Raw genomic sequence first — 19,799 nt, 5'->3', positions numbered from 1 at the left:
TAGCCAACTCTGGGGAAATAGCCGTTATTTCCCGCGCATCGTTTGACAGACCCGTCCCCAGCGTCAAAGCTGCACGGAGCTTAAAGCACGCCGTAGAGCGTCCCTGCATCAAGACAACGGAAGTCGGAATGCCAGCGCCCACAACCAAAAAAGCCGCACCCCACCGTGAATCACCCCGTCGTTACCTGTACCCCATTCTGATTGTGTTGTTGCTGTTGGCCATGGCCGGGATCTGGTTTTACCTGCAGACGAGCGCGCCTCGGCTGCCCGCGCCCGTGATGGCGGTGAAACCGGTGGTTATCGCACCGGCGACGATGGTGGATGAACAGCAATGCCAGGGCTGTCACCAGGCTCAGGTCAAGGATTGGCAAGGCTCCCACCATCAGTTGGCGATGCAGCAGGCCACGCCACAGACGGTGCCGGCAGACTTCAATGACGCCACGTTTACCGGTGAGGGTGAAACCACCCGGTTTTTTCGCCGGGGCGATGCGTTCTGGGTCAATACGCCCGGCGGCGACGGTAAGCCTGCTGACTTCAAGGTGGTCTACACCTTTGGCATCGCGCCGCTACAGCAATACCTGATCGACGTGGGCGATGGCCGCTTGCAGGCGTTGGGCGTGGCCTGGGATACCCAGCAGCACCGCTGGTTTCACCTCTACCCAGGCCAGGGCGTGACCTTCAAGAACCCGCTGCATTGGAGCAAGCCCAGCCAGAACGCCAACTTCATGTGCGTCGAATGCCACACCACCGGCTACACGCGCAACTTTGATCCGCTGAAAAACAGCTTCGACAGCCAGTGGAACAGCTTCGGCGTCGGCTGCCAGGCCTGCCATGGCCCGGCCTCCAACCACCTGCAATGGGCGGCTAAAAAAGGCGACCTGCTGCACGCCGGGTTTGCCGTGGACCTCAAGGACAAGGACGCCACCGTCGAGCTGGAAACCTGCGCGCGCTGCCACGCCCGGCGCGCTCCGTTGGGTGACGGGTTTACCGTCGGCAAGCGTTTGATGGATGACTACCTGCCCAGCGTGCTGACCCGCGAGCTGTATGCCCTGGACGGCAAGATCAAGGACGAAGTGTTTGAACATGGCTCCTTCGCCCAAAGCAAAATGGCCGAAAAAGGCGTGCGCTGCAGCAACTGCCACAACCCCCACAGCAACGAACTCAAGGCGCCGGGCAACGCGGTGTGCTTGCAGTGTCACAACACCGCCGGCAAAACCCCGATCGCCACGGTCGATGGGCGTGGCCTGCAGGCCAAAAATTATGACGCTCCTGAACACACCGGCAAACCGGTGGGCCAGCCGGGTTCGTTCTGTGTCGACTGCCATATGCCGGGCAAGGTGTACATGGGCAATGACTTGCGCCATGACCACAGTTTCAGTATCCCTGCGGGTGCGCGGGACGTGCTGAAGGCGCCTACTTATGCCGAGAGCATGGTATTGATTCGCGGCGGCCAACCGGGGGCCGCCCAGGCGCTGTATGACCAATTGGCACGCAGCAACCTGCCGGCCATCCAGCGGGCGACCTTGTTGGTGGAGTTGCCCAACTATCCCAGCGAGCAGGCACTCAAACTGGCAACCCGGGACCTGGGCCACCCTGCCCCGCAAGTGCGCGAAAGTGCCGTGCGTGCGGTGAGTGCGTTGCTGCCGCCGCCAGAGCGCATTGCGCTGTATGTGCCGTTGCTCAAGGACCCGGTGCGCGCCGTGCGCATCATTGCTGCGCGGGATTTATTGAGTGTCTCCAGCCAGGGCTTGGGGCCGGCGTGGGACAGCGCCATCGCCGAATACGAACAGGTGCAATCGAGCCTGCTGGAGCGTGCCGAAGCGAACCTCAACCTGGCGATGCTCTACCAGGCCAGCGGCCGTGGCGACAAGGTCGAGGCGCAACTGCGCACGGCCCTGCTGCGTGATCCGGACTTTTTCCCGGCGTTGGTAACGCTTATTCAGTGGCTGGAGGCCAATGGCCGTGCGGACGAGGCGCGCACATTGATCGGCGACCAGTTGGCCCTGCACCCTGAGGCACCGCTGCTGCAACACACCCGGGGGTTGATGTTGATCCGCGCAGGAGACACTGCCCAAGCGATGCCGCACCTGCGCAACGCCGCTCGCCTCGACCCGGCGAGCGCCCAGTACGCCTACGTACTGGCGGTGGCGTTGCACGACAGTGGGAAGGTTGATGAGGCCTGCCAGCAATTGGAGTCGCTGTTGCAGCGCCAGCCGTACAGCCGTAACGCACGACTGTCGCTGATCCAGTACTACCTGGAAAACGGCCAGGACCCCAAGGCCCAGGTCGTGATGCAAGCCTGGAAAAACCTCAACCCAGGCGACCCGGCACTGAAATAAGCGCTTGCCTGCGATGACAGTGGCTTGGCACACCATCTCTAACGCCAATACCTCCGTCTTCGCAGCCTCGCTAAAGCTCGACAGCTCCCACAAGGGACCGGGTGCATCCTTTTGAAATGCGCTCGAATGTGGGAGCTGGCTTGCCTGCGAAAGCGGCGGCACAGTCAACAGTGATGTTGCCTGAACCACAGCCTTCGCAGCCTCGCTAAAGCTCGACAGCTCCCACAAGGGACCGGGTGCATCCTTTTGAAATGCGCTCGAATGTGGGAGCTGGCTTGCCTGCAAAAGCGGCGGCACAGTCAACAGTGATGTTGCCTGAACCACAGCCTTCGCAGCCTCGCTGAAGCTCGACAGCTCCCACAAGGGACCGAGTGCATCCTTTTGAAATGCGCTCGAATGTGGGAGCTGGCTTGCCTGCGAAAGCGGCGACACAGTCAACAGTAATGTTGCCTGAACCACAGCCTTCGCAGCCTCGCTAAAGCTCGACAGCTCCCACAGGGGTCTGCGTAACGACGAAGATCCACTGTAGGAGCTGGCTTGCCTGCGATGGCAACCGTTGCCTTAAATACGTTCCCGCGGGATCAGGCTCTGGAGCTGGGAGGCGAGGAAGTTGGCGTCGAAGGCGAAGGTGTCCGGGTCTTTGAGGCCGTTGGTTTTCTTCCACAGCCAATCATTTTTATCCGCCGGCAGTACCAGCGAGACGCTGCCGTGGCGCGCGGCGGTGAGACCGATCACCGCCACTGTAACCAACCCTCCCGCGCCCATCACATCCGGTACGAACTCCACGGTTTTTCCGGTGATTTGTACGTTCAGCTTCTCGGTCTTGAAGGTCGAAACCTCCACCGGCACGCTCGGGCCGCTGGCCACATAGGCTTCACGCTGCACCTCAAGCAAGCCCACCGTCTTGACCGGCGCCAGCCACTGCTCAATCTGCCCGAATAACTCGTTGAGCTTTTGCGCCCAACGCGCCGACTGCACGTCGAATTGCTGTTTCTTGTGCGCTTCGCTCTCGGCGTAATGACGAAGCATCTCGCCCAGTTGCTGTACGTCGTCCATTGCGAATGTCCTCCGGTGAGCCAGGTTGCGAGGGTCGATCATGGCAGATACGCGGGTGCTGCGTGCGGTTAACGCTGTGCAAGTGCACATCACCGCACACAGGGCGCCTGAACGAAGGAACTGCTCCGGTCATTTGCTCGGCAACTGCGTATGACTAATCCGTAGCCAATGGGTAAGGTGAAGCGACATTCCTTGTCAGGAGCATCGCATGCGCACCATCGGCCTTATCGGCGGCATGAGCTGGGAGTCCAGCGCCGAGTACTACCGCCTCATCAATCAGCGCGTGCGCGACCAACTGGGGCCGCTGCGTTCGGCGCAGTTGTTGATGTACAGCATGGATTTCGGCCCGGTGGAACAGGCGCAGCATGCCGGGCGCTGGGACGATACCGCGCTGATCCTCGAAGACGCCGCACGGCGCCTGCAAGCCGGGGGCGCTGACTGTGTGGTGCTGTGTACCAACACCATGCACTTGGTAGCGCCACGCATCGAAGCAGCAGTGTCGATTCCGTTCCTGCACATTGCCGATGCGGCGGGTGCGGCGGCCGTCGAAGCGGGCACGCTGACTGTCGGTTTGCTGGGCACAGCGTTCACCATGGAGCAGGACTTTCTTAAATCCCGCCTGGCCGCCCAGGGCCTGACCGTGCTGGTACCCGAGGCGGACGAACGCCAGGCGGTGCACCGAATCATCTACGAGGAATTGTGCGTGGGCGTGATCAGTGACGCTTCGCGCCAGGTCTACCGGCGCGTGATCGAGTCCCTGGCCGCACGCGGCGCCCAGGCGATCATCCTGGGGTGCACGGAAATCGGCCTGCTGATCAAGCCGGAACACAGCGACCTGCCGTTGCTGGACACCACCGAGCTGCATGCGCAGGCTGCGGTGGCGTTTGCTCTGGGGGATTAAACCGACCGGCGCAGGCGCGCCATGCTCACGGTATCGACATACTTGCCATCACGCACCGCGTAGTCGCGCAATCGACCTTCAACCTCAAAGCCGAACTTACGGTACAGGTTTTGCGCGGCTTCGTTGTCGGCAAACACGGTCAATTCGACACGGTGCAGGTTCATCCAATTGTCGGCCACGTCCAACGCGGCCGTCAGCAACCGAGACCCCACGCCCTTACCCTGCCAGGCTGTCGCCACGCCCATACCAAACGAGCCGACATGGCTCTGGCGCACCCGCAGGTACTGTTCCAGGCCCAACTGGCCGATGACTTCACCGCCGTGCACCGCCACCAGCTGTAACCGCCGTTCGTTGTCCATGACCAGGCGCTTGCGCCACATCTCCACAGCCTGGAAAGGCATCTGCAGCACCTGCCGGCACACGGCCGGGTCGTTATAGAGCGCGGCGACGCCTTCAAGATGGGCCTCGGTAAAACGCTGGATGACGATGTGGGGTTCAGGTGCGTGCATTGTGTTTCATCCTTTGAAAAACACGTGGCCCAGCAGTGTAGAGGCCTCACGTGCGCAATGGAAAGCAGCTCTTTCAGTCAACAAGAACAAGCTTGTCCTACGCACAGACTGAAGCCCAGCGTGCTGGCATCCGGAATTCTCTTGATTCGCAGTAAGGATCGTAACGTGATGAAGCAACGGACATTGGCAAGCGGTATTTGTGTCGCAGGATTGTTAGCGATAGGGGCCTGTGCGACTGAGCAAGAGCAGGAACCAGAGATCAAGTGGTTGCCGAACTGCGAGGGGCGCCCGTTCAGTGGCTTGGATCCCGAAGTCGTCGCCAGAACACAGTGTGGCGTAGTCACCGTGCCGCTGGATCATACAAACCCGACTCAAGGCACTCTTAAACTAGATATCACTCGCGTTACAAGCCTTCATCCGCAGCGGCATGAAGGCGCAATATTTACCAATCCTGGCGGGCCAGGTGCTGACAGCAGCGGCTTCGCCGTGGTACTGGCATCAATATGGAAGGGGTACGCTGATGAGCCAGAAGGCGAGTCCTATCGCCATCTGATCAATGCCTATGACTTGATTGGCATCACGCCGCGGGGAATGGGCAGTTCGCCTGACTCACAATTGATATGCCAATCCAATGACGTGATTGTCGCGCAAAATGACATCACCCAGGACCGCAGCCCCGCTAATCTTGAAGCCCTGCGGCATAATGCTGAAGTGTTGGCCCAAGGGTGTGCGAACCAACCCTTGGCCCCTTACATCACCACCGACCAGACTGCGCGGGATATGGAGTTCGTCCGTATTCAATTGAATGAAAGAACACTCAACTATTTCGGCAATTCTTATGGCACGTGGCTGGGCGCCTGGTACGCAGGCCTGTTTCCAAAGACTGTGGGTCGTATGGTGCTTGATTCCAATCTTGATTGGACCTCAACGTTTCAAAACGCCTCCTTGAACCTGGCACCTGAAAAAGAACGTATCTTCGCCCGTTTCGTTGCAGAACCCGCGGCCGAAAACCCTCTGGTCTATGAAATGGGTAATGACCCAAAGGCCATACGGCATTCTTTTATAAACCTGCTACCGCAGGTTCAAGTAGCGCTGCGCTCTGACACCGAACGCTACAGTTCTATCGAATTCCTGATGGCCGCAAGAGTGCTCAGCACATGGCTGCGCGAGTCGCCTACCCTCAATGACACCGAATTGCTGAACAAAGCACAAACCTATCGGTTCAGCCCGGACACTGAGGTTAATCATTCCGCTCTCAGTGCATTTACACGCTTAGTCACGGTTATCCGAGAACCTGTTCTCTGGAACGACATCGCTGTCGGCCCCCTGAAGTTGGACCCCGCCGCGTCTGTGCGCAGCACCATCTTATGCAACGACTCGGCAACGGCCGATGAAAAGTTCTGGACGGAAATGGAAAACCTGTACGCAACCCAGTATCCAGTGGGAGGTAGTTACTTCTACGCAAGACATTGCGCGGCGTGGAGCGGCAAACCGTTGTCGGGCGTGCCACTTAAGGCGCTTGGACAAGCCAGCAGTATCTTGATGATTCAAGCAGAATTTGACGACCAAACACCTGCACCGGGGGCTTTAAAGGCGTCGCAGAGCGTACCGAATACCCACATGGTCTTGCTTAAGGGGGCCTATCAGCACGGCGTTTCTTTTTCTAATCCCAACACATGTGTCAACCGCTACACAGGTGATTACCTAGCATACGGTCGTAAGCCTGCACGTCTGTCGATTTGCTTTGCTTCAAATTAAAAAATGGCGCTGTACGGGGCGGTATTTATAAACGCTGCGCCGCCACACGCCACACCCGCGCAATATCCGCCGCCCGCTCACGCAACAGGCGCGGCGCCTCGCTACAGGCCTGCTCCAGGCTCATCGGGCCGGATGGCAAGGCAAAGGCGGCATCCACGCCATGGGCATACATCTGCTCGTAACCGTCGCCCAGGGTGCCGGCGATCACGATCACGGGCACGTTGTGCTGCCGGGCGATTCTCGCCACGCCAAATGGGGTTTTGCCGCGCAGTGTCTGGGCGTCGAAGCGGCCTTCGCCGGTGATCACCAGGTCGGCGCCGCGTACAGCGGCGTCCAGGCCGACCAATTCAGCAACCACCTCTACACCTGCACGGAACTGCGCCGCCAGGAACGCTTTGGCAGCAAAACCAAGCCCACCGGCCGCGCCGCTGCCGGGCTCGTCACGCACGTCCTTGGGCAGGACCTTGACGCAGTGGTCGGCGAAGTGGCCGAGGGCGGCGTCCAGTTGTTGGACTTGATCGGGAGTGGCGCCTTTTTGTGGCCCGAAAATAGCGGAAGCGCCATGCGGGCCGCACAAAGGGTTGTTCACGTCGGCGGCGATTTCAAAACGTACTTGGGCCAGGCGTGGGTCGAGCGCGTCAAGGCTGATACGCGCCAGGCGAGCCAAGGCCAGCCCGCCGGGTGGCAAAGGTTGGTCCTCGTTGTCGAACAGTTGCACGCCAAGTGCTTGCATGGCCCCTGCCCCACCATCGTTGGTGGCGCTGCCGCCAATCGCCAGGATGATGCGCTCGGCGCCCAGGTCGAGGGCCGCCCGGATCAGCTCGCCGGTGCCGAAGGTGGTGCTGGAACACGCATCGCGTTGCCCCGGAAGGACCAATTGCAGGCCGCTGGCTTCAGCCATTTCGATGATTGCCGTGCGGCTCTCGGCCAACCAACCCCAGCGTGCCTCAACCGAACCGCCCAAGGGGCCGGTGACACGTTGAGTGCGCAGTTCGCCGTTGCACGCGGCCAGTACTGAATCCACCGTGCCTTCACCACCGTCCGCCATTGGGCATTGGACCAGTTCAGCGTCCGGCCAGACCTCGGTCAACCCTTCGGCAATGGCCTGGGCGACGCCTTCGGCACTCAGGCTGTCCTTGAACGAGTCGGGGGCGATGATGATTTTCATGGGCTTTCTCCGGTTTTTATAACGCCCATGCTGCCAGTTGCCTGGAGGAATGACGCCGGTCCGATGCACAAGTGCCGATCAGCTTTGTTGTTCATTTCTACAAAGCCTGGGGCAGCAGTTGCACGCCGAGGTACAGGGCGAGCATGCCGTCCAGGGTCAGCGGGTCGACGCCACTGAGTTCGGCAATGCGCTCCATGCGGTAACGCAGGCTGTTGCGGTGGATGCCCAAGGCGTCTGCGCAGGCCTGGCTCTGGCCGTCGCGCTCGCACCAACTGCGCAGCGTGGCGAGCAGTTGGCCGTTGCTGTCCTTGGCCAGCACTTTGCGCAGCGGGTTGAGCAGCTCGTCCAGGGCATCGTCGTTGCGATGGCGCCAAAGCATCACCGGCAAGCGATAGCGGTTGAGGGTCAGTAACTGCGAGTGCGGCAACACATCACGACCATAGGCCAACAAGTCACCGACGCGACGGTAGCAACGGCGCAAGCCGGCCAGACCGTCGGCCTGGCCACCGACGGCTACGCGCAGAATCGTCCAGCCCAACCCGTGGAGTTTTTCCAACAACCGAGGATTGTCTACCTGCACAGCTGCCGGCCGGCACCAAAGAAGGGAAAATTGCGCGGAGCTGACGCACCAGCTGTCAGGATACCGTGAGGTCAGCCAGGCGCTCAGGGCTTCCGCCGACTGGCCCGCGCCCAGCTCGAATAAATAAGGGGTGCGCGCCAATTGTGGCTTGAGGCCCAGTTGTTGCGCTTCATCCACCAGGCGCGGCGAGTCGCCGGTTTCGGCCAGCAGCAACGCCAGCAGGTCATCGCAACGCTGGCGCCGCCATTGTTGCTCGGCCTGCTGATGGCGGTGGCTCACCAGCATTTCGGCGGTCATGCGCACCAGCTCGGCGTAGGTGCGCAGCCCTTCCGGCTCGCCGGTGATGCCCAGCACGCCGATCAGGCGCCCGTCATGCAGCAGCGGCAGGTTGATGCCCGGTTGCACGCCCTTGAGGTGCTTGGCGGTCTGGCCGTCGATTTCCACCACGCGACCATTGGCCAGCACCAGTTGTGCGCCTTCATGGCGGGTGTTGATGCGTTCGGGCTCGCCGCTGCCGAGAATCAGCCCCTGACTGTCCATGACGTTGACGTTGTAGGGCAGGATGGCCATGGTGCGGTCGACAATATCCTGCGCCAGGTCATGATCCAGCTCGAACATGGGGCTAATTTCCTAGAAAGCGGGTTGTTCATAGGCACAGCGCAAAACATGCTTCACTGTGCGCGAGCACAAAGACAGCACCCTGCCAGGTGGCCGAGACTCATTGAGCGATCAACGTTACCCTCGCATCGCGAAAAATCATAATAAAGAGAGATTGCCATGTCACAGAGCGCCACTGCCACACTGGCCACCGATGACGATAAAAACGCCATCTACAAGCGCATTACCCTGCGCCTGATCCCCTTCATCTTCATCTGCTACCTGTTCAACTACCTCGACCGGGTGAACGTTGGATTTGCCAAGCTGCAGATGCTCGATGCGTTGAAGTTCAGCGAAACCGTATACGGCCTGGGTGCCGGGATCTTCTTCATCGGCTACGTGCTGTGCGGCGTGCCGAGCAACCTGGCGCTGACCAAATTCGGCCCACGGCGCTGGATCGCACTGATGATGATCGTGTGGGGCACGCTGTCCACCTGCCTGTTGTTCGTCACCACGCCAACGCACTTCTACACCTTGCGCCTGTTTACCGGGGCCGCCGAAGCCGGCTTCTTCCCGGGCGTGGTGCTGTACCTCTCGCAGTGGTTCCCGACCTTCCGCCGTGGGCGGATCATGGCGCTGTTCATGTCGGCGATCCCGGTGTCGGGCCTGCTCGGCAGCCCGTTTTCCGGCTGGATCCTCAACCACTTCGCCGCGGGCCAAGGTGGCCTGGCGGGTTGGCAGTGGATGTTCCTGTTGCAGGGCATCCCGACCGTGATCCTGGGCGCCCTCGCCTACTTCCTGCTCAGCGACAGCTTCGCCAACGCCAAGTGGCTCACGCCCCACGAGCGCGCGGTGCTGGAGGCCGACCAGGCAACCGACCTGGCCAACAAGCCGAAAACCACCAGCGATTCCCTGGGCGAAGTGTTCAAGAACCCGGCGATCTGGGCGTTCGGCTTGATCTACTTCTGCATCCAGAGCGGCGTGTACGCGATCAACTTCTGGCTGCCGTCAATCATCAAGAACCTGGGGTTCAGCGATAACCTGGTGATTGGCTGGCTCAGCGCGATTCCTTACTTGCTGGCGGCGGTGTTCATGCTGCTGGTGGGCCGTTCGGCGGACTTGCGCAAGGAGCGTCGCTGGCACCTGGTGGTGCCGATGCTGATGGGCGCGATTGGCCTGGTGATCGCCGTGAATTTCGCCACCACCCCGGCGATTGCGATCCTGGGCCTGACCATCGCCACCATGGGCGCCCTCACCGGGCTGCCGATGTTCTGGCCGGTGCCAACGGCAATGCTCAGTGCCGGCGCAGCGGCCGGTGGCTTGGCGTTGATCAACTCCATGGGCCAGATGGCCGGTTTCCTCAGCCCCTACATTGTGGGGTTTGTGAAGGATGCGACCGGGTCCACGGATGTGGCGTTGTACCTGCTGGCGGCGGTGATCGTGGCCGGCAGCGTATTGGCGCTGCGCATGACCCGCACCCTGAAGGCCTGACGCACCCCTTGTAGGAGCCCGGCTTGCCGGCGATGGCGATATCACTGGCGCCATCGCCGGCAAGCCGGGCTCCTACAAGGTATGGTGTTTACAGCAGGCCGCCGCCGTCGACATCGATCACGGCACCGGTCATGAAGCCATTCTCCATGGCCAGCACATACCCTGCCGCCACTTCCTCGGCCTGCCCCACACGCCCCACCGGCAACGCCCCACCCGCCTTGGCGTACATCGCCTGACGCTGATCTTCAGCCAACCCCGCATACGCCGGTGTATCAATCACGCCCGGGCTGATCACGTTGACGCGACGCGGCGCCAGCTCCTTGGCCAGTTGTTTGCCCAGCGCCTCGGTTGCCGCATTGATGCCAGTCTTGATGAATTGACCGGGCGCAAACTTACGCCCCAACTGGCCGGAGGTCAGGCTGATGCTGCCGTGGGCATCGAGAAATGGCAGGGCCAACTGAATCGCCCGCAGCGAACCCCAGAGTTTCACGTTGAAATTCTCCTGGGCTTCATCCAGGTCGGTTTCGCTCAAGGGCTTGGCGCGTACCGAAGGGCCGGAGGTATAGACCAGGTGATCAAAGCGCCCCACCGCCTCGAACAGGCGTTGCAGGGAGGCGCTGTCAGTGACGTCGACCGGTTCGCTGCGCACGCCGTTGTCGACACCGGAGGTCAACCGCCGCCCAGCCAATACCACCTGCGCACCCCGCGCTGACGCGGCCTTGGCCACCGCTGCACCAATGCCGCTGCTGCCACCGATGACGATGACGGTTTTGCCGTTGAGGGAAGCTGTCATGGGAAATGTCCTGATCGAGAAATTGAGCGTTCATCTTCCTCGCTTGGCAATCGGCGAAAAATCCCGGTAAAACGACAAGATCTTTAAAGGATTTTTACAAATGAGCTCAACCCTGGACCTTGAAGTGTTTGTGCGCACGGCGGACACGGGCAGCCTGTCGGCCGCAGCGCGTAGCCTCAACCTGACGCCCGCAGCCGCAAGTATCGCCCTCAAGCGCCTGGAAACCCGCCTGGGTACCCGTTTGCTCGCCCGCTCCACACGCAGCATGCGCCTCACCGAAGAAGGCCGGCGCTACCTCGACAGCGTGCGCGTGGCCCTGGAAGCGCTGGCCGAAGGCGAACAGGCGCTCAAGCAACAGGGCCAGAGCCTCAGCGGCTTGTTGCAGCTGGCCGCGCCTTCGGACTTCGGGCGTAACGTGCTGCTGGGCTGGCTGGATGAGTTCAAGCGCGAACACCCGAATATTCGCCTGCAATTGCTGCTTAACGACAGCAATGCCGACCTGTTCCGCGACACCGTGGACATTGCCCTGCGCTTTGGCGTGCCACGCGACTCCAGCCTGGTGGCGCTGCCGGTGGTGCCCGGCCACCATCGCATTCCTTGCGCCAGCCCTGACTACCTTGCGCGGCATGGCACACCGCTTACGCCAGCCGACCTGGCGCACCACAGCACCCTGCGCTACATGCGTCGGGGCCAGGCCAACAACACCTGGTATTTCCGCCAGGGCACACAGTTGCAGGAAGTCGAGGTGAGTGGCGACTACTTGAGCGACGACGGTGAAATCGTGCGGCGCTGGGCGCTGGCCGGCCACGGGATTGCCTACAAGGCCAACCTGGATGTGGCCCGCGATATCAAGGCCGGACGCCTGGTGCCGTTGTTACGGGAATGGCAAGGCGAGCCCACGCCGTTCAACCTGATGTGCCCGCATCGCCTGCAAGTGTCGGAGCGGGTCAAGGTGTTGCACCAGTTCTTGCAGGTGCGCTGCCACGCCTTGCTCGATGAATGAAGAAACCGTTCCGGGGCTTGTTCCAGAGCCCTCGAGTCTGGTATTGCATGGGGCACGTTTCCCTGCCATGAGGAGCTTTCCATGATTTACCGCACATTGGGCCAGTCGGGGTTGAAGGTCAGCGCGCTGACCCTGGGCACCATGATGTTTGGCGAACAAACCAGCACCGAAGACTCGCTGCGCATCATCGACAAGGCCTGGGACCAGGGCATCAATTTCATCGACACGGCCGACGTCTACACCGGTGGGCGTTCCGAAGAAATCGTCGGCGAGGCCATTGCCCGCCATCGTGAAGACTGGGTGCTGGCATCCAAAGTCGCCATCGGCCCCACCGACGGTTTGCCCAACCGCAGCGGCCTGAGCCGCAAGCGCATTTTCAATGCACTGGAAGCCAGCCTCACCCGCCTGGACACCGATTACCTGGACATCTATTACCTGCACCGTGAAGACCACGATACACCGCTGGACGTGACGGTATCGGCGATTGGCGACCTGATTCGCCAGGGCAAGATCCGTTATTGGGGCCTGTCCAACTACCGTGGCTGGCGCATTGCCGAGGTGGTGCGGGTGGCCGAGCGCCTGGGAGTGGATCGGCCGATCATCAGCCAGCCGCTGTACAACATCGTCAACCGCCAGGCCGAGGTCGAACAGATCACCGCCGCGGCCGCGTACGGCCTGGGCGTGGTGCCTTACAGCCCGTTGGCCCGTGGCGTGCTCAGCGGCAAGTACGCGCCGGATGTCACACCTGAAGCCGGCAGCCGTGCGGCGCGCCAGGACAAGCGCATCCTGGAAACCGAATGGCGCGTGGAGTCATTGCGCATCGCCCAGCAGATCCAGCAGTACACGCAAGGTCGTGGCGTGGGCATTGTGGAGTTTGCGATCGCATGGGTGCTGAACAATCAGGCGGTGAGCTCGGCGATTGTGGGGCCGCGTACCGAAGCGCAGTGGGACGCCTACACCGGCGCCTTGGACGTTAAGATCACGGCGGAAGATGAAGCGTTTATCGATTCGCTGGTCACGCCGGGGCATTCGTCTACGCCCGGGTTCAACGATGTCAGCCACTTTGTCAGCGGCCGCCTGCCACGCTGATACCTCGTTGCAGTGAGCGGGCTCGCCCCGCGCCGCGGTGTGTCAGCCGCCCTATACCCGCCTGACACACCGCCGCGCGGGGCAAGCCCGCTCACTACAGATCAGTACGGGCGGGGAAAATTTTGGAAACCGCCCCAAAACAGCGCAACGCTGTCCCGCCAAAAGCACCATAATCCACGTTCTTCTGAATCAATCGTTTTTCGCGAGGACAGTGTGTCTAAAGGTGTTGTGTTATCGGTCTTGGCCTCGGTGTTGTTTGCCGTGATGTATTACTTCACATCATTGCTCACGCCCTTGAGTGGCCTGGAAATCTTCGGCTGGCGCATGCTGCTGACCGTGCCGTGCATGACGGTGTTCATGATCGTCAGCGGCGAATGGCGGCGAGTGTGGGAGTTGCTGCGGATGCTGGCCCAGCGACCTGTGTTGATAGGTGGCGTGCTGGTGTCTTCGGCTTTGCTGGGCGTGCAGTTGTGGCTGTTCATGTGGGCGCCCCTGAACGGGCGTAGCCTCGATGTGTCGGTGGGATACTTCCTGTTGCCGTTGACCATGGTGCTCACGGGCCGCCTGGTGTGGGGCGAAAGGCTTTCGTACCTGCAGCAGATCGCCGTGGTGCTTGCGGCCCTCGGCGTACTCAATGAGCTGTACCAGGCCGGTGGTTTTTCCTGGGCGACGCTGGTGGTGATCATCGGCTACCCGGTTTACTTCATCGTGCGCAAACACCTCAAGACCGACCACTTGGGCGGGCTCTGGCTGGACATGGCGCTGATGCTGCCGGTGGCTTGGTGGTTCGTGCAGAGTGGCGATCAGGGCTTTGCGGTGATGGATGCCCACCCGAAACTGTACGCGTTGATTCCCATGTTAGGGCTGATCAGTGCTTCGGCCCTGGTGAGCTATATCATTGCCAGCCGGCTGCTGGCATTCAGCCTTTTTGGCCTGTTGAGCTACGTTGAGCCCGTGCTGTTGCTGGGTGTCGCGTTGATCCTGGGTGAAGGGATCAAAGGCGGCGAGTGGCTCACCTACATTCCGATCTGGCTGGCGGTGATGGTGCTGGTGTACGAAGGGTTCAAGCACCTGGTGCGCCAGCGCAAAGCCTGAGGAAAGGTTATTCGGCTATCGATAAGGGCGCCTCGTGGTGTTGAGTGGCGCCGTTATCATCCAGCGTCGTGAACCTTAGCAAAGGTGCCCTGCCCACGCCGCCCGGCAGCCCGGGCACGGCCACCTCGGCCGCGCTCCGAGGGGCGATCATCGGCGGGTCCTCGCTATGAAAATCCTTCCCCCCGCTCGTTAACAGGATGCTCGCTAACGTTATGTGGTAATCCGTCGGGTTGTTGACTGCGAGCACCCTCTCCCGTGCGTTCAGTTGCCACTGCAACGAGCCCACGGCCTCACTGGCTTTTCCTGTAAGGGTGGTTGGGCGAAGGAAGAGTTTGATGCGGGTGCGCAAAGCAAATTGCAGGGTGTTCACCTGCTCCGTGGATGAAACCTCTGGCCTTATCCCCAGCACGTTCAACCAGTAAACCTGTTCCTCGCGCCTCAATGCCCGAGGTGAAGGATGGTAGACAACCCGTAACGCCCGCCCACTTCCCGCCTCCATGCGAAACACGGGCGGGTTAAGCGTGAATGGAACGTCGCTGGCCTCGGGTGACGCCTCGGCGTCGCCCTCGTCTATCCACACTTTCACCAATCGCGGCGCCTGCGCCGTGTTGGTCAGGTTGACCGTCACTTCGCGCGCGGCAGCGGGATAAATGACGCGGGTACGGTCCACCGTCACTTCGCCGTAACTCATTGAAGGCTGCAACACCATCAGTAGCCACGCCCACACCATGAGCGCCTTGCGCGCGCTGGCAGTCATCGGTAGCTCATCGTAAACGTCGCAAGGCCTTTGGCATTGCCCGGAGCAATTGACGGCGCCGTCTGGACGTATCGGGCCGTCAACGGAATCTGCACCGTGCCATTACCGGAGCTGCCCACAAACCATTGATTTGGGTTGCCCACTGCCGAAGAGTCCGGGCCGTAGCTGATCAATCTATTGCCGCTCAACAATTGAATCGCCACGCCGCGTGCACTGGACGTAGGGGTCAGTGACAACTGGTTGCCGCGATTTGCCGGTGATGTCTGGTCCCTTACGGTCACATAGATGTCTCGCATCCCCCCTGAACCGCCGGAGCACGACAGCCTGAGACTGGAGGTCGCGTTGCCGGCGTGGCTACCCACCCCTCTGAAATCACGGCTTGCCACCTGGCCTATTGGTAAGCTGATTGCCGGCGTCGTGACAACGCACGTCGGTTTGAGCGGCGGGTTGATAACGACACTGGCAAGGTTGACCGAATGAAAGCCCGGCGCTGTAACCGTCATGTTTGTCACCACGTATTGCGCCAGCGTACGTGCGGTGATGTTGCCGGGAGACATCGGGCCGGTTACCACCAAGTAAATACGCCCATCCAATCCCCAATACTGTGGCCTGTTGAATTTTCCGTCCCATAGCGTTGCCCCGGTATGACTGATTGACATCCACGGCCGGTTCGGGTCACGGGCCATCATGGCAACCCCCACGCCAGCGACGTCAGTGCTGTAGACCGGCAATGTAAGGCCTCCAGCATTGAACGTCCTGCCCGTGGGGTTGGCGTTGACGATTCTCAACACGCCTGAAACTGGCCAGGAGAACGGCCAATCTTGATAGATACATTGCATCACGACTGACCCATTCCCAAAACCGTAACCGTCTTGCGAACCTAGCACCTGGCCAACCTGCGGATTGGCAGGTGCCGTGATAGGCGGAACTGTAATGGTCAGGGCTGCTTGTGGATGGCAGTATCCAGCCACCGTATTCGCTTGCGCTGCCGAAACCCACAGGCTTAACAGGACGCCAACGCGTACTAAGCCGTGTATGAGCGCCTTACTCATCATTGCCAGGTACTCCTGCGCGCGATTCATCAACGTTTGCCCTCTCATCATTGAGTTGCTACCTGTCGTGCCGGATTTTTTACACATAGCCCTTGGATGTATTCACTCATGCTCTGGGGCTCGGCTGCGGTCTGCGGCGGCATGTCATAGCTGATCTCGCAGCGATCTGCAGCCTTGTCGCCCCATTTGACGGTCAGGCTGCCGCGGTCCGGGATCGACCGGACAAATGCCTTGCCCGCCTGCCCGACGACGCCGACTTCACGCCCTTGCTGATCAAACACCTGCGCCGCGAAAGGCAACGGCTGGCCGTTTTCCTGCGTGCCTTTGATGACTACCGCACGCCCGCTGACCGTCTCGAACGTCAGCAGTGACACCGCACCCAGCGTCGGCGCCACGGTGCGCGTCGACTCCTGCAGTTCGACGTCCATCGACATCCCTTCCGGGTCAATGCTGACGGTGTTGTTTTGAAAGGCCCTGAGTGACGGCACGACGGCATAGCCGCTGCGGTTGACTCGCGTACCGCTGCCATCGCCTAGTGCAGCACCCTCTGCGTCCGGGACATGGACCAATGCAGACGACTCGCCCAGGCTTTGAGAGAACGTGACACCGCCCGCGTGAGCCACTATCCCGCCGTCGGCGCCGAACGAAACCTGTGAACTGTCCCGGCTCTGGCCGTAACCGGCACGCAATTGCGTGGCGTCGGTGCGGTAGCCGGCGTAGGTATTGACCTGATGGCTACGCGTGTCATCGCTGGTCGAGCGGCTGGCCGAGAGCCCGTAATTGAGTTGGGAATGTTCCCCTGCCAAACCGCTGATACCGACCTGCTGCTGGCTGCCCCGCGTGTCACCCGCATCCCGCGCAAGCGAGGTGTAAATGGTCGGAGCATTGGCTGAACCGCCTATAGGCATGGATAGCGTCAGCATGTAGCGCGTGTCCACCCTTCCCTGCTGCCCATTCCTGCCGAAAAACACTTCGTCACTGAGTTCATTGGCGCTGAGCTGGCGCGTGTCCTGAATGCGCGAGCGTTGCGCAGAGACGTTCCAATTGAGGGTATTCCAGGATGAGCCATAACTGACTGTAAACGACGTCTGACGCCCTTGCTGTTGCCTCCAGTATTCGACTGAACTGCCGTAGAGGGTCAGCGAACCGTCTCCCAATTTCTGGCTGATACTCAAGTCCACGCGGTTTTTCTGCCGGGCATATTGATTGATGTCTTCGCCCCGCCGCCCCAGGTCACGAACGTTCAGCGCGTCGGGCAGGCTCAAGTAGTCTTGCGAGGAGAATCGGTATGCGCCGAGCGCGAAGTGGGTGCCGGTGAATGGCACGCTTTTGTTGTAGCCCACACCGTAACTGTGCCCCGAGAGCAAATCGCCGCCGGGCACATTCGTGCTTGAGTTGCTGCCATCCAGGGAAAATGCCCCGACCGGGGTGCTGAATGCGAGGCCCAGCTTGGCTTGCGTGTAGCCTTCGGAAACGGTGCCGCCGCCGTAGGCTGTCAGGCTGTCCGTAAGGCCGTGTTGCAGTGTTCCCTGGAAGACCATTGCCTTGTCATCGGCAATACCCCTTTGCTGTACCCGTCCCAGGGTGGCGCTGTAATGGGTGCCATCAGCCCGCAACAGCTGGGGTGCCACCGAATACGGTACGACAAACGTCTTGCGACGCCCGTCAACTTCGGTCACGGCGACCGTCAGGTCACCGCCCTGGCCGGTGGCATACAAGTCGCTGATCACAAAGGGACCCGGCGCCACCGTCGTTTCGTACACGGTGTAACCGTTCTGGCTCACCGTCACCGTTGCATTGCTGTCTGCCACACCCCGCACCTGTGGGGCATAACCTTGTTGGGACTGCGGCAGCATGCGATCGTCAGTCGCCAGGGTGACGCCTCGCACCCGAACGCCATCCAGAATCTGCCCATTGCTGAACGTGTCACCCACGGTCAATTGGGACTTCAATGGCGCAATGCTGCGTTGCACGTAGGTGGACGTATTCTGGTACGGCTGCAAGCCGTTGCCATTGTCCCAGGCCTGGGCCCCTTGATGTCGCAGGCGCCACGCGCCGAGGTTGAGCCCCGCGTTGAGTCCCAGGTAGGTCCGGTCCTGCCCTTCGCCCGACACGATGCTGGAGGTGCTGAAGTTGTAGTTAAGCAACCCGGCGGTGATCCCGTCATCCCAGAACGCGGGGTCGACATAACCTCGCGTGGCCTGGTTCATGTAGACCTGCGGGACGCTCGCCGACCACTCCAGCGTGCCGCCGTCAACGCTGCTGGAGGCCATTGGAATCCAACGGCCCAAATCTCCACAGTACGGCTGCGCAGCGTCTCTGTAACCGGAATCGGCGTCGACTTTGTCCATCGCGATACCGAGTTGCTCCAGCATCTCGCGACTGAAGCACGGCTCTGCACCTGCACTGTCATTGCCAGCTACAAAATTGACGCTGCGCCGCCCTATCGGTTGACCATTGACCAGGATATCCAGGCGATAAGTGCCTGGCACCATGGCATTGCTGGTACTGAAACGTGACGTGTCGACGGTATTGGCCAGGCTGGAAGAAAACGCATTGAGGTCAAAGCTCAAGGGCGATGCACAGGCGATATCGGGCGGCATCAGCGCAGCGCTGAGCAACCCACCCACTATCGTTTTTCGAAACCTTGCGGGCAAAACGGGGGCGTTGACACGCACCCAAAGCTGGACGTGATTTGGCATGGTCATGACTTCAGTAAGCTCGGATGGGAGGGGTCAACGCCGCAAAGCAGCCTGCTGCAGGGGCGAAAAAGCACCGAAATCGTTGATGTAGGTAAACGCCACCTGGGCATCGGCAGGCACCACCGCCACCGCCTGGCGCACGGGCAATGTCAGCGACGCGCCAGGCGCGACCATGCCGGGTTCGGCTTCAACGCTGCGGGCGCCCTTGTCGGTGCCCATCACCAGCGCAACGTCGTTAAACGTGACGTGATAGGCAGATGGGTTGTGTACCGTCAACGTCGGCCCTCGAGCACTCTGTACAACAGCCCAACGCAACTGACTGGGGGCTTCTTCGGGCTTGCCAGCCAATCCTGCCGGGCGGAAAAAAACCTTTGTGCGAATACGAAATGCGAAATACAACTGGTTGAGGTCACTGTCCTCGCGGGCGACATCGAACTCATCGGTCTTCGGCGGGACCTCCAGCACATTCAGCCAGAACAACGACTCCCGATCCTGCGCAAGCGGTTGCTGGGTGTAGGACAAACGCATGGCCTGGCTTTTGCCTGAGTCCAAGCGAAAAACCGGAGGCGATAGGGTGAAAGGCACGTCGCTGGACTCAGGTCGCTGGTCTGGCGAACCATCATCCAGCCACGCCTGTACCAGGCGAGGTTTTTTCTTATCGTCGTTGGTCAACCGAACGGTGATTTCACGGCGCTGTTGCGGGTAGATCTGGCGCGTCCCCTCAATGATCACGCCGGCCACGACCAGCGGTGACACGGACATAGCAGCCACGTAAACGGCTGCAAGCATCATGTAGCGTTTCAACGTGCTTGATGGATGAAGCATGACGCGTTCCTTGATCCGATAGCTGCCTGCGCCCAGACATGACGGGGCACAGGCTTCAAACAACGAATGGCTGTGATATCAACT

General features: G+C 60.8%; 16 protein-coding genes. 7 read left to right on the top strand and 9 right to left on the bottom strand.

Annotated features, from left to right (window positions below; all coding sequences use genetic code 11):
* The first annotated feature begins 128 nt into the window (after positions 1 to 128).
* Entirely contained in the window at positions 129 to 2,339 is a 2,211-nt protein-coding gene (locus ACVWVP_RS11970) for a tetratricopeptide repeat protein (RefSeq protein ID WP_457406042.1), read from the top strand.
* Positions 2,340 to 2,900: 561 nt separating this feature from the next.
* Here ACVWVP_RS11970 and ACVWVP_RS11965 read toward each other — a convergent pair.
* On the bottom strand, positions 2,901 to 3,395 hold the full coding sequence (locus ACVWVP_RS11965; RefSeq protein WP_457406039.1) for a hypothetical protein: 495 nt from the start codon (positions 3,393 to 3,395) through the stop codon (positions 2,901 to 2,903).
* Positions 3,396 to 3,603: 208 nt separating this feature from the next.
* Between ACVWVP_RS11965 and ACVWVP_RS11960 the strand changes: the two genes are divergently transcribed.
* Positions 3,604 to 4,296 (top strand): aspartate/glutamate racemase family protein, encoded by a 693-nt coding sequence (locus ACVWVP_RS11960; protein WP_457406037.1) that lies wholly within the window; start codon positions 3,604 to 3,606, stop codon positions 4,294 to 4,296.
* On the opposite strand, the gene ACVWVP_RS11955 is transcribed toward ACVWVP_RS11960, so the two are convergent.
* Positions 4,293 to 4,805, bottom strand: a complete 513-nt coding sequence (locus tag ACVWVP_RS11955) for a GNAT family N-acetyltransferase (protein WP_457406036.1) — start codon at positions 4,803 to 4,805, stop codon at positions 4,293 to 4,295. The two genes, ACVWVP_RS11960 and ACVWVP_RS11955, sit on opposite strands and share 4 nt — an antisense overlap.
* A 168-nt stretch (positions 4,806 to 4,973) precedes the next feature.
* Here ACVWVP_RS11955 and ACVWVP_RS11950 point away from each other — a divergent pair, with 168 nt between their 5' ends.
* Entirely contained in the window at positions 4,974 to 6,563 is a 1,590-nt protein-coding gene (locus ACVWVP_RS11950; protein WP_457406032.1) for an alpha/beta fold hydrolase, read from the top strand.
* A gap of 25 nt (positions 6,564 to 6,588) precedes the next feature.
* Here ACVWVP_RS11950 and ACVWVP_RS11945 read toward each other — a convergent pair whose 3' ends face one another.
* Both ACVWVP_RS11945 and ACVWVP_RS11940 read right to left on the bottom strand, forming a co-directional pair.
* Positions 6,589 to 7,731: a glycerate kinase gene (locus ACVWVP_RS11945; protein ID WP_457406031.1), complete on the bottom strand. Its 1,143-nt coding sequence runs from the start codon at positions 7,729 to 7,731 to the stop codon at positions 6,589 to 6,591.
* 97 nt (positions 7,732 to 7,828) lie between these two features.
* A complete protein-coding gene (locus ACVWVP_RS11940; protein ID WP_457406029.1) occupies positions 7,829 to 8,929 on the bottom strand; it encodes a sugar diacid recognition domain-containing protein in 1,101 nt (366 codons plus the stop codon).
* 159 nt (positions 8,930 to 9,088) lie between these two features.
* Between ACVWVP_RS11940 and ACVWVP_RS11935 the strand changes: the two genes are divergently transcribed.
* Positions 9,089 to 10,399 (top strand): MFS transporter, encoded by a 1,311-nt coding sequence (locus tag ACVWVP_RS11935; RefSeq protein WP_457406026.1) that lies wholly within the window; start codon positions 9,089 to 9,091, stop codon positions 10,397 to 10,399.
* An 88-nt stretch (positions 10,400 to 10,487) separates the two neighbouring features.
* Here ACVWVP_RS11935 and ACVWVP_RS11930 read toward each other — a convergent pair whose 3' ends face one another.
* Positions 10,488 to 11,192, bottom strand: coding sequence for an SDR family oxidoreductase (locus tag ACVWVP_RS11930; RefSeq protein WP_176996046.1), 705 nt, complete (start codon positions 11,190 to 11,192; stop codon positions 10,488 to 10,490).
* A gap of 100 nt (positions 11,193 to 11,292) precedes the next feature.
* Between ACVWVP_RS11930 and ACVWVP_RS11925 the strand changes: the two genes are divergently transcribed.
* The 3 genes from ACVWVP_RS11925 to rarD all read left to right on the top strand — a co-directional run bounded on the left by ACVWVP_RS11925 (position 11,293) and on the right by rarD (position 14,379).
* Positions 11,293 to 12,195, top strand: coding sequence for a LysR family transcriptional regulator (locus ACVWVP_RS11925; protein WP_178920801.1), 903 nt, complete (start codon positions 11,293 to 11,295; stop codon positions 12,193 to 12,195).
* 81 nt (positions 12,196 to 12,276) lie between these two features.
* The gene (locus ACVWVP_RS11920; RefSeq protein ID WP_178920799.1) at positions 12,277 to 13,284 is read left to right on the top strand and encodes an aldo/keto reductase; all 1,008 of its coding nucleotides are present in this window, start codon (positions 12,277 to 12,279) and stop codon (positions 13,282 to 13,284) included.
* Between the two features lie 213 nt (positions 13,285 to 13,497).
* Positions 13,498 to 14,379 carry an EamA family transporter RarD gene (gene rarD, locus ACVWVP_RS11915; RefSeq protein WP_178920797.1) on the top strand — a complete coding sequence of 294 codons (882 nt, stop codon included), beginning with the start codon at positions 13,498 to 13,500 and terminating at the stop codon, positions 14,377 to 14,379.
* Positions 14,380 to 14,386: 7 nt separating this feature from the next.
* Here rarD and ACVWVP_RS11910 read toward each other — a convergent pair whose 3' ends face one another.
* From ACVWVP_RS11910 to ACVWVP_RS11895, 4 genes are all read right to left on the bottom strand, one after another.
* On the bottom strand, positions 14,387 to 15,136 hold the full coding sequence (locus ACVWVP_RS11910; RefSeq protein ID WP_457406022.1) for a fimbrial biogenesis chaperone: 750 nt from the start codon (positions 15,134 to 15,136) through the stop codon (positions 14,387 to 14,389).
* On the bottom strand, positions 15,133 to 16,218 hold the full coding sequence (locus ACVWVP_RS11905) for a fimbrial protein (protein WP_259171431.1): 1,086 nt from the start codon (positions 16,216 to 16,218) through the stop codon (positions 15,133 to 15,135). The genes ACVWVP_RS11910 and ACVWVP_RS11905 overlap by 4 nt, the downstream gene beginning before the upstream one ends.
* 17 nt (positions 16,219 to 16,235) lie before the next feature.
* Positions 16,236 to 18,791, bottom strand: coding sequence for a fimbria/pilus outer membrane usher protein (locus ACVWVP_RS11900; protein ID WP_256732839.1), 2,556 nt, complete (start codon positions 18,789 to 18,791; stop codon positions 16,236 to 16,238).
* A gap of 132 nt (positions 18,792 to 18,923) precedes the next feature.
* Positions 18,924 to 19,715, bottom strand: coding sequence for a fimbrial biogenesis chaperone (locus tag ACVWVP_RS11895; RefSeq protein ID WP_457406018.1), 792 nt, complete (start codon positions 19,713 to 19,715; stop codon positions 18,924 to 18,926).
* Positions 19,716 to 19,799 lie beyond the last annotated feature (84 nt).

The sequence above is a fragment of the Pseudomonas sp. TE24901 genome, from assembly GCF_054058375.1.
Note: the sequence above shows the minus strand (reverse complement) of the source record. Positions and strands in the feature narration are given on the sequence as shown.

What these genes read in the sequence shown, in the direction of transcription:
- ACVWVP_RS11970 (WP_457406042.1), top strand. Translation starts at nt 129, where the DNA reads ATGCCAGCGCCCACAACCAAAAAAGCCGCACCCCACCGTGAATCACCC.
- ACVWVP_RS11965 (WP_457406039.1), bottom strand. Translation starts at nt 3,395, where the DNA reads ATGGACGACGTACAGCAACTGGGCGAGATGCTTCGTCATTACGCCGAG.
- ACVWVP_RS11960 (WP_457406037.1), top strand. Translation starts at nt 3,604, where the DNA reads ATGCGCACCATCGGCCTTATCGGCGGCATGAGCTGGGAGTCCAGCGCC.
- ACVWVP_RS11955 (WP_457406036.1), bottom strand. Translation starts at nt 4,805, where the DNA reads ATGCACGCACCTGAACCCCACATCGTCATCCAGCGTTTTACCGAGGCC.
- ACVWVP_RS11950 (WP_457406032.1), top strand. Translation starts at nt 4,974, where the DNA reads ATGAAGCAACGGACATTGGCAAGCGGTATTTGTGTCGCAGGATTGTTA.
- ACVWVP_RS11945 (WP_457406031.1), bottom strand. Translation starts at nt 7,731, where the DNA reads ATGAAAATCATCATCGCCCCCGACTCGTTCAAGGACAGCCTGAGTGCC.
- ACVWVP_RS11940 (WP_457406029.1), bottom strand. Translation starts at nt 8,929, where the DNA reads ATGTTCGAGCTGGATCATGACCTGGCGCAGGATATTGTCGACCGCACC.
- ACVWVP_RS11935 (WP_457406026.1), top strand. Translation starts at nt 9,089, where the DNA reads ATGTCACAGAGCGCCACTGCCACACTGGCCACCGATGACGATAAAAAC.
- ACVWVP_RS11930 (WP_176996046.1), bottom strand. Translation starts at nt 11,192, where the DNA reads ATGACAGCTTCCCTCAACGGCAAAACCGTCATCGTCATCGGTGGCAGC.
- ACVWVP_RS11925 (WP_178920801.1), top strand. Translation starts at nt 11,293, where the DNA reads ATGAGCTCAACCCTGGACCTTGAAGTGTTTGTGCGCACGGCGGACACG.
- ACVWVP_RS11920 (WP_178920799.1), top strand. Translation starts at nt 12,277, where the DNA reads ATGATTTACCGCACATTGGGCCAGTCGGGGTTGAAGGTCAGCGCGCTG.
- ACVWVP_RS11910 (WP_457406022.1), bottom strand. Translation starts at nt 15,136, where the DNA reads ATGACTGCCAGCGCGCGCAAGGCGCTCATGGTGTGGGCGTGGCTACTG.
- ACVWVP_RS11905 (WP_259171431.1), bottom strand. Translation starts at nt 16,218, where the DNA reads ATGAATCGCGCGCAGGAGTACCTGGCAATGATGAGTAAGGCGCTCATA.
- ACVWVP_RS11900 (WP_256732839.1), bottom strand. Translation starts at nt 18,791, where the DNA reads ATGCCGCCCGATATCGCCTGTGCATCGCCCTTGAGCTTTGACCTCAAT.
- ACVWVP_RS11895 (WP_457406018.1), bottom strand. Translation starts at nt 19,715, where the DNA reads ATGCTTCATCCATCAAGCACGTTGAAACGCTACATGATGCTTGCAGCC.